Raw genomic sequence first — 14,835 nt, forward strand, 5'->3', positions numbered from 1 at the left:
ACTGCGTCCATCAAAAGCATGGGCGTGGCGCGGGGGTGGCGAAGTCTGGCGTTTTGCCGTCGCGCGTATTTCTCTCCGCCTCCGCCACGGGAGGATGGGGCACGGTCGTCGGTGGATAGGACGCCCGGGTCCGCCGCCAGGTTCCGAGTGGTCCCCAACCACCCCTGGCCTTCCCCGAGTACGTACCCATCACGACCGCTGTGACGCTCCGTAAAGCACCCCCAGTCGACCGCAACAAGGCTTCCTCTGGGGCAGTTTCAAGCCATTTTCTCTTTTCCGCAAGAGGTCGAGAAGGGAAACACTCACACCCCACGGACACCAGGAATCCCGGCAGGACAATGCTGGACATCTCCTTACGAGTGCGTGTACATGTGGAGACACTGCTAGCGGCGCAGAATGACATGGGGGTTTGCGATGCTTTTGAGCAGTAAGCGCCGGTCGGAAGGCCGGACGCCATGAACGCCCCGCACCCTGCGAAAGTGGCTGGAATCGATTCAACGGTTCCGGCCCCCGCACACACTGTCGCGTCCGCCGCCCCGGGCGCTTCCCCGGCCGCCCCGCAGAGCGCCACGGAGACCGCGGACGTCACGGACGACCCGGGCACTCCCTGCGCCCCCGGCGCCCTGCTCCAGGACCGGCTCGCCGGCTGGGTCTCGGACCTCACGACCCTGCACGAACTCACCGAGCGCCTGGTCCGTACGGACTCCCTGGCCGAAGGCCTTCAGGAACTGCTGCGCGCCGGAGCCGCCCTGGTGGGCGCCCGGCGCGGTCTCGTCACCCTGGAACCGGCCGACGGACTGGGTCCGGACACCACCGTCGGCCTGGGGCTCGCCCGCGCGGACCTCGGCCACATCGAGACGGTGCCCCGCGACGCCCTGCCCCACGGGCGGATTCTGGACGGGCTGCCGGTCGGCGCGGGCGGGCTCGCCGAGCCGGACCTGTTCGCCGAGGAGGGGCTCGACCCCCGCCATCGCGAGGTCGCCGCCCGCCTCGGCTACGCCGCCAGCTACGCACTGCCACTGTCTCTGGAAAGCGCAGGCAGCGCCGGGAGTACCGGGAGTACCGGCACCAGAGAGAGCACCCGAGGCACCGGGCGCCTCGGAGCCGCCGTCTGGCTGTACGACGAGCCCGCCGAGCCCGACGTACGACAGCGCCACCTCGCGGGCCTCTACACCCGGCACGCCGTACCGCACCTGGCCCGGCTGCTGGAAGTCGAGCGCACGCGCACGTCCATGGCGACGCTGGCCGAGGAACTGCTGCCCTCCCGCCTGCCCCGGGTGCCCGGCGTCCAGCTCGCCGCCCGGCACCGCAGCGGACCGCGCGGCGGCGGCGACTGGTACGACGCCCTGCCGCTGCCGGACGCCGCGCTCGGGCTCGCCGTCGGGTCCGTCACCGGGTCCGGGCCCAGCGCGGTCGCCGCGATGGGGCGGCTGCGCGCGTCCCTGCGGGCGTACGCCGTGATGGAGGGCGAGGACCCGGTCGCGGTCCTGTCCGACCTGGAACTGCTGCTGCGGCTCACCGAGCCCGCCCGTTCGGCCACCGCCCTGTTCGGTTACTGCGAGCCCGCGCTGCGCCGGATCACCCTGGCCGGCGCCGGACACAGCCCGCCGCTGCTGATCGGGCAGCGGCGCACGGAGTACGTCGAGACCTCCGTCTCCGCGCCGCTGGGCATGCTCGCCTGCTGGGAGGCACCGAGTGTGGAGGTGCAGGCCGAGCCGGGAGAGACGGTTCTGCTGTACACCGACGGACTGCTGCACCGCACCGGCGACCCGGCCGACCGCGCCTTCGCCCGGCTGCACGCGGCGGCGGCCGGTGTGCCGCGGGCCGCGCAGCAGGACCCGGACGCCGTCGCCGAGCACGTCCTGCGCACGGTGCTGCCGGGCGGGAAGGCCGAGGCGGACTCCGAGGAGGACGTGGTTCTGCTCGCGGTCCGGTTCGATTAACGGACGCCCACGCCGGGTCTGCGGCGGATAACGGACGGTAGCTCTTCCGTGTAACAGGCCCTTCGGCCCTGGGCCCCCTTCCGTACGACCGTACGATGGGGGTGGTCCAGTGCCGTACCTAGGAGGATGACCGTGGCGGAGGAGCTCACCCCGGAGAACCCGGAGATCTCGGAGAACCCGGAGGCCCCGGAGGAGTCCGAGGAGCCGATCAAGCAGCGCAAGAACGGCCTGTACCCGGGCGTGTCCGACGAGCTGGCCGAGAACATGAAGTCCGGCTGGGCCGACACCGAGCTGCACGACCTGGAGCCGATCGCCCAGGCCGCCGAGACCGCCGCCCGCCGCGCCGCACTGTCCGCCCGCTTCCCCGGCGAGCGCCTGGTGATCCCCGCGGGTAACCTGAAGACCCGCTCCAACGACACGGAGTACTCCTTCCGCGCCTCGGTCGAGTACGCGTACCTGACCGGCAACCAGACCGAGGACGGCGTCCTGGTCATGGAGCCCAAGGGCGACGGTCACGAGGCCACGATCTACCTCCTGCCCCGTTCGGACCGCGAGAACGGCGAGTTCTGGCTGGACGGCCAGGGCGAGCTGTGGGTCGGCCGCCGCCATTCCCTCGCCGAGGCCGAGAAGCTGCACGGCATCCCCGCCTCCGACGTGCGCGAGCTGGCCGGCGCCCTGCGCGAGGCCACCGGCCCCGTGCGCGTCGTGCGCGGCCACGACGCGGGCATCGAGGCGGCCCTGACCGACAAGGTCACCGCCGAACGCGACGAGGAGCTGCGCGTCTTCCTGTCCGAGGCCCGCCTGGTCAAGGACGAGTTCGAGATCGGCGAACTGCAGAAGGCCGTCGACTCCACCGTGCGCGGCTTCGAGGACGTCGTGAAGGTCCTCGACAAGGCGGAGGCGACCAGCGAGCGCTACATCGAGGGCACGTTCTTCCTCCGCGCGCGCGTGGAGGGCAACGACGTCGGCTACGGCTCCATCTGCGCCGCCGGCCCGCACGCCTGCACCCTGCACTGGGTCCGCAACGACGGTCCGGTCCGCTCCGGCGACCTGCTCCTGCTCGACGCGGGCGTGGAGACGCACACGTACTACACGGCGGACGTCACGCGCACGCTGCCGGTCAACGGCACGTACACCGAGCTGCAGAAGAAGATCTACGACGCCGTGTACGACGCCCAGGAGGCGGGCATCGCGGCGGTCAAGCCGGGCGCCAAGTACCGCGACTTCCACGACGCCGCCCAGCGCGTGCTGGCCGAGCGGCTCGTCGAGTGGGGCCTGGTCGAGGGGCCGGTCGAGCGCGTGCTGGAACTGGGTCTGCAGCGCCGCTGGACGCTGCACGGCACCGGTCACATGCTCGGCATGGACGTCCACGACTGCGCCGCCGCACGCGTGGAGACGTACGTCGACGGCACCCTGGAGCCCGGCATGGTCCTCACCGTCGAGCCGGGCCTGTACTTCCAGGCCGACGACCTGACCGTGCCCGAGGAGTACCGGGGCATCGGCGTCCGCATCGAGGACGACATCCTCGTCACCGCGGACGGCAACCGGAACCTGTCGGCCGGACTGCCGCGCCGGTCGGACGAGGTCGAGGAGTGGATGGCCGCGCTGAAGGGCTGACGCGACCGGCACACGAGCGACGGCCGGGCACCGCGAAGGTGCCCGGCCGTCGGCGTGCCGACGGGGTCACACCGCCACCAGCGGTGTGTCCTCCCGCCACTTGAGGATCTTGTCGAAGCTCACCACGGACCCGGACCGGCCCGGCGTGCTCCCGATGTGGACGTGGTCGGCGAGTTCACGGATGAGACACAGGCCCCGTCCGCTCTCCGCCTCGGCCGGCGGCGCGGGAGGCAGTACGCCCGCCCCCGCGTCACCGGTGGGAAAGCCCGGGCCGGTGTCGGCGACCTCGATACGGCACCGCTCGCCGTCGAGGTAGGCCGTGACGCGGTACGCCTCCGAAGGGCCGCCGGGATCGTCGTCGCCGCCGTGCTCGACGGCGTTGGCGCAGGCCTCGCTCAGGGCTACGGAGAGGTCGAAGGAGATGTCCGGGTCGACGCCCGCGGTCTCCATGGTGCCGATCAGCAGGCGTCGGGCCAGGGGCACGCTCGCAGCCTCGCGCCGCAGATGGAGTGACCACCAGATGCTCATGCTCCAGCCTCCCGGCCGCGGCTCGACATACCGTTACGTATTGCCCCCCGTACCCGGACGTAAGCGCACTGTCCGCGCCGGACCGCCCGAACGGCGGATGCGTGTCTGCCGCCGATCGGTGTATGTGGGGCGGCTCACGCCCCAAGAATGATCTTCCTGCTCCCTTCCGGCCGCTTCCTGTCCCTTCCGGTCCCTTCCCGCTCCTTTCCCCCTCTTCCGGTCGTACGGCATCTTGTGGACCTGCCGTACGGGGCGGGTGGCGCCAGTGCGATGATGAGGCCGCCATGACTGCCCCCCACCCGCCAACGGCGCGCTCCGGAAACGATCTCCGGATCCTGCGGGCCGCGGTGTTCGCCGCGGTCTGCGTCGTGCTGGCCGCGGCGGGGCACACCCTCGCCTCCTGCGCCGGCGTTCCGCTGTGGTCGCTGTGCGCGGGATTCCTCGGGGTGGTCCTGGTCGCCGCGCCCCTCGCCGGACGCGAGCGTTCTCTGCCCGGCATCGCGGTGCTGCTCACCGCCGGCCAGACCGCCCTGCACACCCTCTTCGGGCTGGGCCAGCACGGCACCACGGCGGTCACGGCCGCCGGCGCGGCCACGGGTGGTTCCGGCACGCCGTCCGACGCCTCACTGGTCCAGCAGGCCGCACGGCTGGTCTGCGGCACCACCGCGGCGGCGATCAGCCCGGCCGAGGCCCAGCGCATCCTCACCGACGCGCGGATCGCCCCGGCCGCCGGCGCCCGCTCCGGCGCCGCGCACCACCCCGCCGACGCACTGGCCGGTTCCTCGACCGCCCTGCTGCCGTCCCTGCCGATGCTGCTCGGTCACGTCCTCGCCGCCCTGGCAGCCGGCTGGCTGCTGCGCCGCGGGGACCTCGCCCTGGCGCGGCTGGTCGAACTGTCGGCGCAGTCGGCCCACTCGGTGGCCGAGGCGGCCTTCGTCCGCGCCCTGCGCGCGGCGCTCTCCCTGGTGCGCGCGCTGCACGCCGGTCTCGCCGGCACTCCCGGCAAGGGCCCGCGCCCGCCGCGTGCCGCCCCGCCGGTACCGCCCCGCCCGTGCGCCACCGCGCTGCAGCACACGGTGATCAGGCGCGGACCGCCCAGCGGCGCGTTCACCCTCGCCGCCTGACACGACGCGACCGCTTCCGGAGTACGGAGGGGCCGCCGTCGTGCGGCAAGCGCGCGTGCGCGCGCTCCTCCCGTCATCCGACACCCCGTCACCGGCTCCGGGCCGGTGACCCACTCGAAGCGGAGTGCTCCGTCCTATGAAGGCTTCCCGTATCGCCGCCGCCGGCGCCGTCTCCGGCATCGCCGTCCTCGCCCTGTCCGCCCCCGCCTTCGCGCACGTCAGCGTGCAGCCGGAGGGCACCGCCGCCAAGGGCGGCTACGCGACCGTCGGCTTCAAGGTCCCCAACGAGCGCGACAACGCCTCCACCACCAAGCTGGAGATCAACTTCCCCACCGACCACCCGCTGGCCTCCGTGATGCCGCAGCCGGTCCCCGGCTGGAAGGCGGAGGTCACCAAGGCCGAGCCGGCCAAGCCGCTGGAGTCGCACGGGCGGCAGATCACCGAGGTCGTCACCAAGGTGACCTGGACGGCCGACGGCAAGGGCATCGAGCCCGGCTACTTCCAGAAGTTCCCCGTCTCCCTCGGCGCACTGCCCGAGGACACCGACCAGCTGGTGTTCAAGGCGATCCAGACGTACTCCAACAAGGAGGTCGTGCGCTGGATCGAGGTGCCGCAGGAGGGACAGGAGGAGCCCGAGTCTCCGGCTCCCGTGCTGGAACTGACCGCCGCCGAGGACGACGCCCACGGCGCGTCGGGCGCCAAGGCCGGTGACGACACCGAGGCGGCCGCGCAGAACACGGCCGCCGACAGCTCCTCCTCGTCCGGCTCGGGCGACAGCAGCGACACCACCGCCCGCGTCCTCGGCACCGTCGGCATCGTCGTCGGCGTCGCGGGCGTCGCGTACGGAGTGCTGGCGGGTCGCCGGCGCGACTCCGGCGCGTCGGCGTAACCACGCCCGCGCCGGTGTGCCGGCGTGACCGCGCAGGCACACCATCTCGTCCGGTGCGCGCCGGGACCCCGTCGGTCGACGGACCCCGGCGCGCACCCGAGCACCTCACATCTGGGACATTTTCCTATGCGCAAGAAGACGTTCGCCGCGGCCGCGCTGCTCGCCGCCGCATCCCTGACCCTGTCCGCGTGCGGCGGCGGCACCGACAGCGACAAGCCCGTCACCGTCGTCTCCGAGGACACCGGCCAGCAGGCCGCCACCGTTCTCGACAAGCCCTTCGAGAAGCCCGACCTGGTCCTCACCGACACCCAGGGCAAGGAGTACGACCTCCGCGAGCAGACCGCCGGCAAGCCCACCCTGATCTACTTCGGCTACACCCACTGCCCCGACGTCTGCCCGCTGACCATGAACAACATCGCGGTCGCCAAGAAGCAGCTGTCCCAGGCCGAGCAGGACAAGCTCCGGATCGTGTTCGTCACCACCGACCCGGAGCGCGACACCCCGGCCGCGCTCGGCAAGTGGCTCAAGGGCATCGACCCGCAGATCGTCGGCCTCACCGGCAACTTCGACACCGTCCAGGCCGGCGCCCGCACCCTCGGCATCTCCATCGACCCGCCGACCAAGGACAAGGACGGCAAGATCGTCTCGACGCACGGCACCCAGGTCGTCGCCTTCTCCCCGAAGTCCGACGCCGGCTACGTGCTGTACGGCGAGGACGCCACCGTCGAGGACTACACCAAGGACCTCCCCAAGCTCATCAAGGGGGAGAACCCGTGAGGCGCACGAGGACCCCGAAGGGCCTGGGCGGCCGCCCCGCCCTCGCCGCCGTGGCGGTGGGCGGCGCGCTGGTCCTCGCGGGCTGCGGCGGTTCCGGCTCGGACTCGTCCGGCTCCGGTGCCGAACTCTCCGTCGGCGCCGCCTACATACCGCAGCCGGTCTCGGACTCGATGGCGGCGGGGTTCCTCACCATCACCAACAAGGGCGACGCCGAGGACGAACTGACCTCCGTGACGAGTGACGCCGGTGACGTCACCGTGCACGAGACCGTCGACGGGGCGATGAAGGAGGTCGACCGCCTCCCGATCCCCGCCCACGGTGAGCTCGTACTCGAAAGCGGCGGCAACCACCTGATGTTCGAGAAGCTGACGCAGCGGCTCGAACAGGGTGAGACGGTCTCCGTCGAACTGCGCTTCGCCCACTCCGACCCCGTCACGGTCAAGCTCCCCGTGAAGGCGGCCACCTACCGGCCCACCACCGGACACTCCGAACACACCGGACACTGAGGGAGGGACCACCTTGACGCAGACCATCGCCCCGCGCGTCCGGACCCTGGTGCTGCTGCTCCTGGCCGCGGCCTGCGCACTGCTCGCCGCCGCCGGACCGGCCTCCGCGCACGCCGCGCTCACCGGCAGCGATCCCCAGCAGGGGGCGGTGGTCGACAAGGCTCCGGCCCAGGTGTCGCTCACCTTCTCCGAGTCGGTCTCCCTGGACGACGACTCACTGCGCGTCCTGGATCCCAAGGGCAAGCGCGTCGACGAGGGCAGGCCCTCCGGCACCGGCGGCACGACCTACACCGTGAAACTGCACGCCGGACTCCCCGACGGCACGTACACGGTGACCTACCAGGTCGTCTCCGCCGACAGCCATCCCGTCGCCGGGGCCTACACCTTCTCCGTCGGCGCCCCGTCCGAGACCTCCGTCTCCGTCTACACCACCGACGCGGGCGGCGGGGTCGTCGGCTGGCTCTACGGACTCGGGCGGTACGTGTCCTATGCCGGGTTCATCGTCCTGGTGGGCGGCGCCGCCTTCGTCCTCGCCTGCTGGCCGCGCGGTTCCGGGGTACGGCCCGTGCAGCGGCTCGTCGTCTCCGGATGGCTCGCGCTGACCGCCGCCACCCTGGTGCTGCTCCTGCTGCGCGGCTCTTACACGAGCTCGGGGAAGTTCGGTGACGTCTTCGACCTGACCCTGCTCGGCGAGGTACTGCAGACCAAGTCCGGCGCGGCGCTGGTATCCCGGCTGCTCCTGCTCGCGGCAGCCGCCCTGTTCATCGCGGTCCTCTTCGGCGCCTACGACAAACGGGAGGGCGAGGAGAAGCGGGACCTCAGCTTCGGGCTCGCGATCGGCGGAACCGCCGTGGCGGCCGGCCTCGCGGCGACGTGGGCGATGTCCGAGCACGCGTCCGTCGGCCTCCAGGCGGGCATCGCCATGCCGGTCGACGTCGTCCACCTGCTCGCCGTCGCCGCATGGCTCGGCGGCCTCACCGCCCTGCTCGTCTCCCTCTACCGGGCGTCCGCCGAGACACCCGTCCCCACCCTCGCCGTACGCCGGTTCTCCCGCGTCGCCTTCGGCAGCGTGGTCGCGCTGGTGGCGACCGGCACCTACCAGTCCTGGCGTCAGCTCGGCTCCTGGACGGCCTTCACCGACACACGGTACGGACAGTTGCTCCTCGCCAAGATCGGGCTCGTGGCCGTACTGGTCGGCGTCGCGTACCTGTCGCGGCGGTGGACGGCACGGCTGGCGGAGACCGGACCGGCGGTGGTCCGGCAGCGGGAGGGGACCGCGGAGAAGGCGGGGGGCGCGGAGGAAGTGGTGGCGGCGAAGGGAGCGAGCACACCGGAGAAGACCGCCGTCGGCAAGGCGTCCGGCACGGCGAAGGCATCCGCCGCGGCAACCGGCTCCGGTGACTCCCGACGAGCCGCACAACTCGCGAGGCAGCGCGCCGCCATGGACGCCGCCCGGCAGAAGAAGCAACGCGACGCCGATCCCCAGCGCTTCGGACTACGGCGCTCCGTGCTCGCCGAGGCGGGGGTCGCCGTCGTCCTGCTCGCCGTGACCACCGTACTGACCCAGACCGAGCCGGGCCGGACCGAGGAGGAGGCCAAGGCCGCCAACCCGTCGTCCTCCGCCGCCGCGTCCGCCTCCTCCGGGGCGGTGACCCTGGACATGCCCTTCGACACCGGCGGCCAGAACGGCAAGGGCGTCGTACGGGTCGAGCTGGACCCCGCCCGCGTCGGCGCCAACGACCTGCACCTCTACGTCCAGCGCCCGGACGGCACCGCCGTCGACATCCCCGAGGTGAAGGTCGCCTTCACCCAGCAGGCCGAGGACATCGGGCCACTGCCCGTCGTCCCCGACCACATCACCACCGGACACTGGTCGGCGAGCGGAGTACAGATCCCGATGGCCGGCGACTGGGAGGTCGCCGTGACCGTACGGACCTCCGACATCGACCAGGTGACCGTCTCCAAGAACGCGCAGATCGGCTGAACCGCACCATGGCTGACCAGTCCAACCCGGAGACCCGCACCCCCGAGGCGAACCGTGACACGCCCGGCGGATCCGGGCCCGCCGACCCCACCTCCCACGAGGGCATCTCACGCCGGCGGCTGCTCGGCACCGCCGGTGCCACCGGGCTCGTACTCGGCGCGGCGGGCGCCGCCGCCGGCTACGCCGCCGCTCCCTCCTCCGCGGTCACCCCGCTCGCCTCGGTGGGCAGCGAGCAGGTGCTGTTTCACGTGAAACACCAGCCCGGCATCACCACGCCGATGCAGGCCCGCGGCCACCTCGTCGCCTTCGACCTGGCGGCGGGCGCCGGCCGCAAGGAGGCCGCGGCGCTGCTGCGCCGCTGGTCGGACACCGCGCGGCGGCTGATGGCGGGCGAACCGGCCGGACCCCATGACACGGACGTGGCCCGGGACGCGGGCCCCTCCTCCCTGACCGTCACCTTCGGGTTCGGGCACAGCTTCTTCGGCCGCACCGGCCTGGAGCAGCAGCGTCCGGCCGCCCTCGACCCGCTGCCCGACTTCTCCTCCGACCACCTCGACAAGAACCGCAGCGACGGCGACCTCTGGGTGCAGATCGGCGCCGACGACGCCCTGGTCGCCTTCCACGCCCTGCGCTCGATCCAGAAGGACGCCGGAGCGGCCGCCCGCGTCCGCTGGCAGATGAACGGCTTCAACCGCTCGCCGGGCGCCACCGCCCACCCCATGACGGCCCGCAACCTCATGGGCCAGGTCGACGGCACCCGCAACCCCAAGCCGACCGACGCCGACTTCGACCAGCGGATCTTCGTCCCCGACAACCCCCAGAAGGACGGGACGAACACGCCGTCGTGGATGGCGAACGGCTCCTACGCCGTCGTACGCCGCATCCGCATGCTCCTCGACGACTGGGAGAAGCTGTCGCTCAAGGCCCAGGAGGACGTCATCGGGCGCCGCAAGTCCGATGGGGCACCGCTGTCCGGGGGCACCGAGACGACCGAGATGGACCTGGAGAAGACGGACGGAGCGGGAAAGCTGGTCGTACCGATCAACGCCCACGCCCGGATCACCCGCCCCGACCAGAACGGCGGAGCCGCCATGGTCCGGCGCCCCTTCTCCTACCACGACGGCTTCGACGCCGACGGCACCCCGGACGCCGGGCTGCTCTTCATCTGCTGGCAGGCCGACCCGCTGCGCGGTTTTGTGCCGGTGCAGCGCAAGCTGGACCGGGGGGACGCCCTGTCGCCGTTCATCCGGCACGAGGCGAGCGGCCTGTTCGCCGTGCCGGGCGGGGCGGCGGAGGGAGAGTACGTGGGTCAGCGCCTGCTGGAGGGGTGAAACCGGCCGCGCTTCACCCCGGCGAGGGGCTTGTGCGAGGCCCGTCAGCCACCTTGCCCGGGGCCCATTAGGGTGAGGACATGCCAGCCAGTTACGCGTATCTCGGTCCCGAAGGCACCTTCACCGAAGTCGCCCTGCGCACACTTCCGGAGACGGCGACCCGGGAGCTGGTCCCTTACGTGTCCGTGCAGTCCGCACTCGACGCGGTGCGCACCGGCGAGGCCGAGGCCGCGTTCGTGCCGATCGAGAACTCCGTCGAGGGCGGCATCACCACCACCCTCGACGAACTGGTCGCCGGCCAGCCGCTGATGATCTACCGCGAGGTGCTGCTCTCCATCACCTTCGCGCTGCTGGTCCGCCCGGGCACCAAGCTCTCCGACATCAAGACGGTCACCGCCCACCCGGCGGCCCAGCCCCAGGTCCGCAACTGGCTCAAGGCCCACCTCCCGGACGCAGCCTGGGAATCGGCCGCCTCCAACGCGGACGGCGCCCGCCTGGTGCAGGAGGGCCGGTACGACGCGGCCTTCGCCGGCGAGTTCGCCGCGGGCCGCTATGGCCTCGAGGTGCTGGAGGCCGACATCCACGACGCGGAGAATGCCCAGACCCGCTTCGTACTGGTGGGCCGTCCGGCCCGGCCCGCCGCGCCGACCGGCGCGGACAAGACGTCCGTCGTGCTCTGGCAGCGCGACGATCACCCCGGCGGCCTGCGCGACCTGCTGGGCGAGTTCGCCACCCGGGGCGTCAACCTGATGCTGCTCCAGTCCCGGCCCACCGGCGCCGGCATCGGCAACTACTGCTTCTGCATCGATGCCGAGGGCCACATCTCCGACCGTCGGGTCGCCGACGCGCTGATGGGCCTCAAGCGGTCCTGCCTCCAGGTGCGCTACCTCGGGTCGTACCCGCGCGCAGAAGTCACGCCGGCGGACGTGGACGCGCTGCGGCCGGGCACCTCGGACGAGGAGTTCGTGGCGGCGGCGGACTGGGTGGCGCGCTGCCAGGACGGCCGCTTCTGACGGCTGGAATCGGCCAGTCGTCAGTCGTATCTGTCGATTTTCGTTGTCCACAGGAGTTATCCACAGGTCCTCTTCTCGACCTGAGGACAAGTCGACAACGAACCGCCATTCAGTCGACAAATCCCCCCACAGCCCCTCACTTCATCCACAGAGCCGCAGGTCACCCTTCGTCTACCTGTTCCTTGCCCGCCATACTCCGGAGTGATGCCGGGTGCCCCATTTTCACTCGAAAGTGGGCGCGTGGAGGGTTTGGACCACCCCCCTCCCGGAATTAGGAATGATCAGCTCCGAGAGTCCACAGATCTTTCGCACAGCCTGTGGATAACTTTTCCGGGCTGTGGATTCCGGCGGGCCGCGGACCCTCAAGTCCCGTTGTGCGTACGGAGATCCGGTCAACCCGCCGCTCGTCGGCTGGCTCGTTCCAGGGAACGAGCCGCATTTTATTGACGGTGCGGATCACAGGGCACCCGAGACGTACACAACGGGCAATATCCGCATAACGGAACGTGAGACCCGCGCTCGGCGATAGTGAGTCGAGACCCGTCACCGCACACCGGTAGCCTTGACCGCGTGATTGACCTTCGCCTGCTCCGTGAGGACCCCGACCGTGTGCGCGCGTCCCAGCGCGCCCGTGGAGAGGACGTCGCGCTCGTCGACTCCCTCCTCTCTGCCGACGAGCGGCGCAGGTCGTCCGGCGTGCGCTTCGACGAGCTGCGCGCCGAGCAGAAGGGCCTCGGCAAGCTCATCGGCAAGGCCACCGGGGACGAGAAGGCCGAGCTGCTGAAGCGGGCGAGCCAGCTCGCCGCCGACGTCAAGGCCGCCGACGCCGAGCGGGACAAGGCCGACGCCGAGACCCAGGAGCTGCTCCAGCGGCTCGGCAACCTCGTCCACCCCGACGTGCCCGTCGGCGGCGAGGAGGACTTCGTCACCCTGGAGACGCACGGCACGCACCGCGACTTCGCGGCCGAGGGCTTCGCGCCCCGCGACCACCTGGAGCTGGGCCAGCTGCTCGGCGCCATCGACGTCGAGCGCGGCGCCAAGGTCTCCGGTTCGCGTTTCTACTTCCTCACCGGTGCCGGCGCACTACTGGAGCTGGCCCTGGTCAACGCGGCCATCGCCCAGGCCACGGCGGCCGGCTTCACGCCGATGCTCACCCCGGCGCTGGTCCGCCCGCAGTCGATGGCCGGCACCGGCTTCCTCGGCCAGGCCGCGCAGGACGTCTACCACCTCGACAAGGACGACCTGTACCTGGTGGGCACGTCCGAGGTGCCGCTGGCGGCGTACCACATGGACGAGATCATCGACGCCGAGCGCCTGCCGCTGCGCTACGCCGGCTTCTCGCCGTGCTTCCGCCGGGAGGCGGGCTCGCACGGCAAGGACACGCGGGGCATCTTCCGCGTGCACCAGTTCGACAAGGTCGAGATGTTCTCCTACGTCCTCCCCGAGGACTCGCAGGCCGAGCACCAGCGCCTGCTGGAGTGGGAGAAGCAGTGGCTGACCTCCCTGGAGCTGCCGTTCCGGGTCATCGACGTCGCCTCGGCCGACCTGGGCTCCTCGGCATCGCGCAAGTACGACTGCGAGGCGTGGATCCCGACCCAGGGCAAGTACCGCGAGCTGACCTCGACCTCGGACTGCACCGAGTTCCAGTCCCGCCGGCTCTCGATCCGGGTCCGCGAGGACAAGAAGGTGCGCCCCCTGGCCACGCTCAACGGCACGCTGTGCGCGGTACCGCGCACGATCGTGGCGATCCTGGAGAACCACCAGCAGGCCGACGGGTCGGTGCGCGTACCCGAGGTGCTGCGCCCTTACCTGGGCGGCCGGGAGGTCCTGGAACCGGTGGCCAAGTGAGTGACACCGACTCCGTCACGGCCGCTTCCGGCGCAGGCGCCCCGGGCGCCTTCCCGTACCGGCTGATCGCCACCGATCTCGACGGCACGCTGCTGCGCGGTGACGACACCGTCTCGCAGCGGACCCGGGACGCGCTCGCCGCGGCCACCGCGGCGGGCGCCGCCCACATCGTGGTCACCGGCCGCGCGGTGCCGTGGACCCGGCACATCCTCGACGACCTCGGCTACGACGGCCTGGCCGTCTGCGGTCAGGGGGCGCAGGTCTACCACGCCGGGGAGCACCGCCTGCTGACCTCGGTCACGCTGGACCGCCAGCTGGCCGGGGTGGCGCTGGCCAAGATCGAGGCGGAGACCGGCCCGCTGTACCTCGCGGCGAGCCGTGACGGCCTGGACGGCGACGTCCTGGTCGGCCCGGGCTACTCGGTCGGGGGGAACCTGCCCGCGGTGCCGTTCACCGACGCGTCGGACCTCTGGTCGGCGCCGCTGAACAAGATCTACATCCAGCATCCGACCCTGTCGGACGACGAGCTGGCCGAGGCGGCCCGGCGCACCGCGGGCGGCTTCGTCACGGTGACCATGGCGGGTGCGGGCATCGTCGAGCTGCTGCCCCTGGGGCTGACCAAGGCCACCGGACTGTCGCTGGCGGCCCGGCGGCTCGGTCTGAAGGCAGCGGACACGATCGCCTTCGGCGACATGCCCAACGACGTCCCGATGTTCGGCTGGGCCGCCCGGGGCGTGGCGATGGCCAATGCCCACGAGGAGCTGAAGGCGGTGGCCGACGAGGTGACGTCCTCCAACGACGAGGACGGCATCGCGGTCGTGCTGGAGCGGCTGGCGGGCTGACGTCACTGGGCCGGACGCTGACGTCCCAGGTGCCCGTCTGCCCACCCGGCGCCGGTCCTCACGCACGGCCCGGACGGCACCGGCGTCCCCGTCGGGTGGCCCACGTCGTCGGCCTCGCGAGAGACGGCCCGGCGTGCTCGAAGCGGCCGCCCGATGCGCCGGTGCCGTCCGGCCTCGTGCATCCACCACAGTGCCGCTACGGAAAGCCGGGCGCCACCGATTAAAAGCGGACGCAGGGCGCGTTACCGCAGGCGCCGCCTGCGGCGTCGGCCCTTGCTGAAGAACCACCCGGCGGGCGGCTCGCGGACCGCCACGGTTGCGGTTCCGGTTGCTCCCGGTGCCGGCGTGCGGTGAGCATCCGGGCACCGGAACGGCGGACCAACCACCTCAGCGCGACGCTCACGGTGGTGACGGCCCCTGGGCCAGTCTCGTC

Annotated in this window: 12 protein-coding genes; 11 read left to right on the forward strand and 1 reads right to left on the reverse strand. The window is 71.8% G+C overall.

Annotation, left to right across the window (positions count from 1 at the left end; genetic code table 11):
* Positions 1 to 455 precede the first annotated feature (455 nt).
* Together ACFW47_RS09385 and ACFW47_RS09390 are read left to right on the forward strand one after the other, a co-directional pair.
* Complete coding sequence (locus tag ACFW47_RS09385) at positions 456 to 1,943, forward strand: PP2C family protein-serine/threonine phosphatase (RefSeq protein WP_386305375.1); 1,488 nt, start codon at positions 456 to 458, stop codon at positions 1,941 to 1,943.
* A 132-nt stretch (positions 1,944 to 2,075) separates the two neighbouring features.
* Entirely contained in the window at positions 2,076 to 3,560 is a 1,485-nt protein-coding gene (locus tag ACFW47_RS09390) for an aminopeptidase P family protein (RefSeq protein WP_386305377.1), read from the forward strand.
* Positions 3,561 to 3,626: 66 nt separating this feature from the next.
* On the opposite strand, the gene ACFW47_RS09395 is transcribed toward ACFW47_RS09390, so the two are convergent.
* Complete coding sequence (locus tag ACFW47_RS09395) at positions 3,627 to 4,088, reverse strand: ATP-binding protein (RefSeq protein ID WP_386280265.1); 462 nt, start codon at positions 4,086 to 4,088, stop codon at positions 3,627 to 3,629.
* A 284-nt stretch (positions 4,089 to 4,372) separates the two neighbouring features.
* Here ACFW47_RS09395 and ACFW47_RS09400 point away from each other — a divergent pair, with 284 nt between their 5' ends.
* The 9 genes from ACFW47_RS09400 (at position 4,373) to ACFW47_RS09440 (ending at position 14,402) form a co-directional block, all read left to right on the forward strand.
* Positions 4,373 to 5,212: a hypothetical protein gene (locus ACFW47_RS09400; protein ID WP_386280263.1), complete on the forward strand. Its 840-nt coding sequence runs from the start codon at positions 4,373 to 4,375 to the stop codon at positions 5,210 to 5,212.
* 136 nt (positions 5,213 to 5,348) lie between these two features.
* Positions 5,349 to 6,101 (forward strand): YcnI family protein, encoded by a 753-nt coding sequence (locus ACFW47_RS09405; protein ID WP_386280261.1) that lies wholly within the window; start codon positions 5,349 to 5,351, stop codon positions 6,099 to 6,101.
* A gap of 126 nt (positions 6,102 to 6,227) precedes the next feature.
* Complete coding sequence (locus tag ACFW47_RS09410) at positions 6,228 to 6,878, forward strand: SCO family protein (protein WP_386280259.1); 651 nt, start codon at positions 6,228 to 6,230, stop codon at positions 6,876 to 6,878.
* Complete coding sequence (locus tag ACFW47_RS09415) at positions 6,875 to 7,384, forward strand: copper chaperone PCu(A)C (protein ID WP_386305379.1); 510 nt, start codon at positions 6,875 to 6,877, stop codon at positions 7,382 to 7,384. The genes ACFW47_RS09410 and ACFW47_RS09415 overlap by 4 nt, the downstream gene beginning before the upstream one ends.
* A 13-nt stretch (positions 7,385 to 7,397) precedes the next feature.
* Complete coding sequence (locus ACFW47_RS09420; RefSeq protein ID WP_386305381.1) at positions 7,398 to 9,368, forward strand: copper resistance CopC/CopD family protein; 1,971 nt, start codon at positions 7,398 to 7,400, stop codon at positions 9,366 to 9,368.
* 8 nt (positions 9,369 to 9,376) lie between these two features.
* The gene (gene efeB, locus ACFW47_RS09425) at positions 9,377 to 10,699 is read left to right on the forward strand and encodes an iron uptake transporter deferrochelatase/peroxidase subunit (RefSeq protein ID WP_386305383.1); all 1,323 of its coding nucleotides are present in this window, start codon (positions 9,377 to 9,379) and stop codon (positions 10,697 to 10,699) included.
* Between the two features lie 80 nt (positions 10,700 to 10,779).
* Complete coding sequence (gene pheA / locus ACFW47_RS09430; protein WP_386280249.1) at positions 10,780 to 11,712, forward strand: prephenate dehydratase; 933 nt, start codon at positions 10,780 to 10,782, stop codon at positions 11,710 to 11,712.
* Positions 11,713 to 12,282: 570 nt separating this feature from the next.
* Complete coding sequence (gene serS, locus ACFW47_RS09435; RefSeq protein ID WP_386305385.1) at positions 12,283 to 13,560, forward strand: serine--tRNA ligase; 1,278 nt, start codon at positions 12,283 to 12,285, stop codon at positions 13,558 to 13,560.
* Positions 13,557 to 14,402, forward strand: coding sequence for an HAD family hydrolase (locus ACFW47_RS09440; RefSeq protein WP_386280245.1), 846 nt, complete (start codon positions 13,557 to 13,559; stop codon positions 14,400 to 14,402). The genes serS and ACFW47_RS09440 overlap by 4 nt, the downstream gene beginning before the upstream one ends.
* Positions 14,403 to 14,835: the final 433 nt, after the last annotated feature.

The organism is Streptomyces sp. NPDC058796 (assembly GCF_042745235.1).
Taxonomy (GTDB): Bacteria; Actinomycetota; Actinomycetes; order Streptomycetales; family Streptomycetaceae; genus Streptomyces.

Bases quoted from the DNA above. Each gene is read 5' to 3' on its own strand.
- ACFW47_RS09395 (WP_386280265.1), bottom strand. From the start codon at position 4,088: ATGAGCATCTGGTGGTCACTCCATCTGCGGCGCGAGGCTGCGAGCGTG.
- ACFW47_RS09410 (WP_386280259.1), top strand. From the start codon at position 6,228: ATGCGCAAGAAGACGTTCGCCGCGGCCGCGCTGCTCGCCGCCGCATCC.
- ACFW47_RS09405 (WP_386280261.1), top strand. From the start codon at position 5,349: ATGAAGGCTTCCCGTATCGCCGCCGCCGGCGCCGTCTCCGGCATCGCC.
- efeB (WP_386305383.1), top strand. From the start codon at position 9,377: ATGGCTGACCAGTCCAACCCGGAGACCCGCACCCCCGAGGCGAACCGT.
- ACFW47_RS09400 (WP_386280263.1), top strand. From the start codon at position 4,373: ATGACTGCCCCCCACCCGCCAACGGCGCGCTCCGGAAACGATCTCCGG.
- ACFW47_RS09385 (WP_386305375.1), top strand. From the start codon at position 456: ATGAACGCCCCGCACCCTGCGAAAGTGGCTGGAATCGATTCAACGGTT.
- pheA (WP_386280249.1), top strand. From the start codon at position 10,780: ATGCCAGCCAGTTACGCGTATCTCGGTCCCGAAGGCACCTTCACCGAA.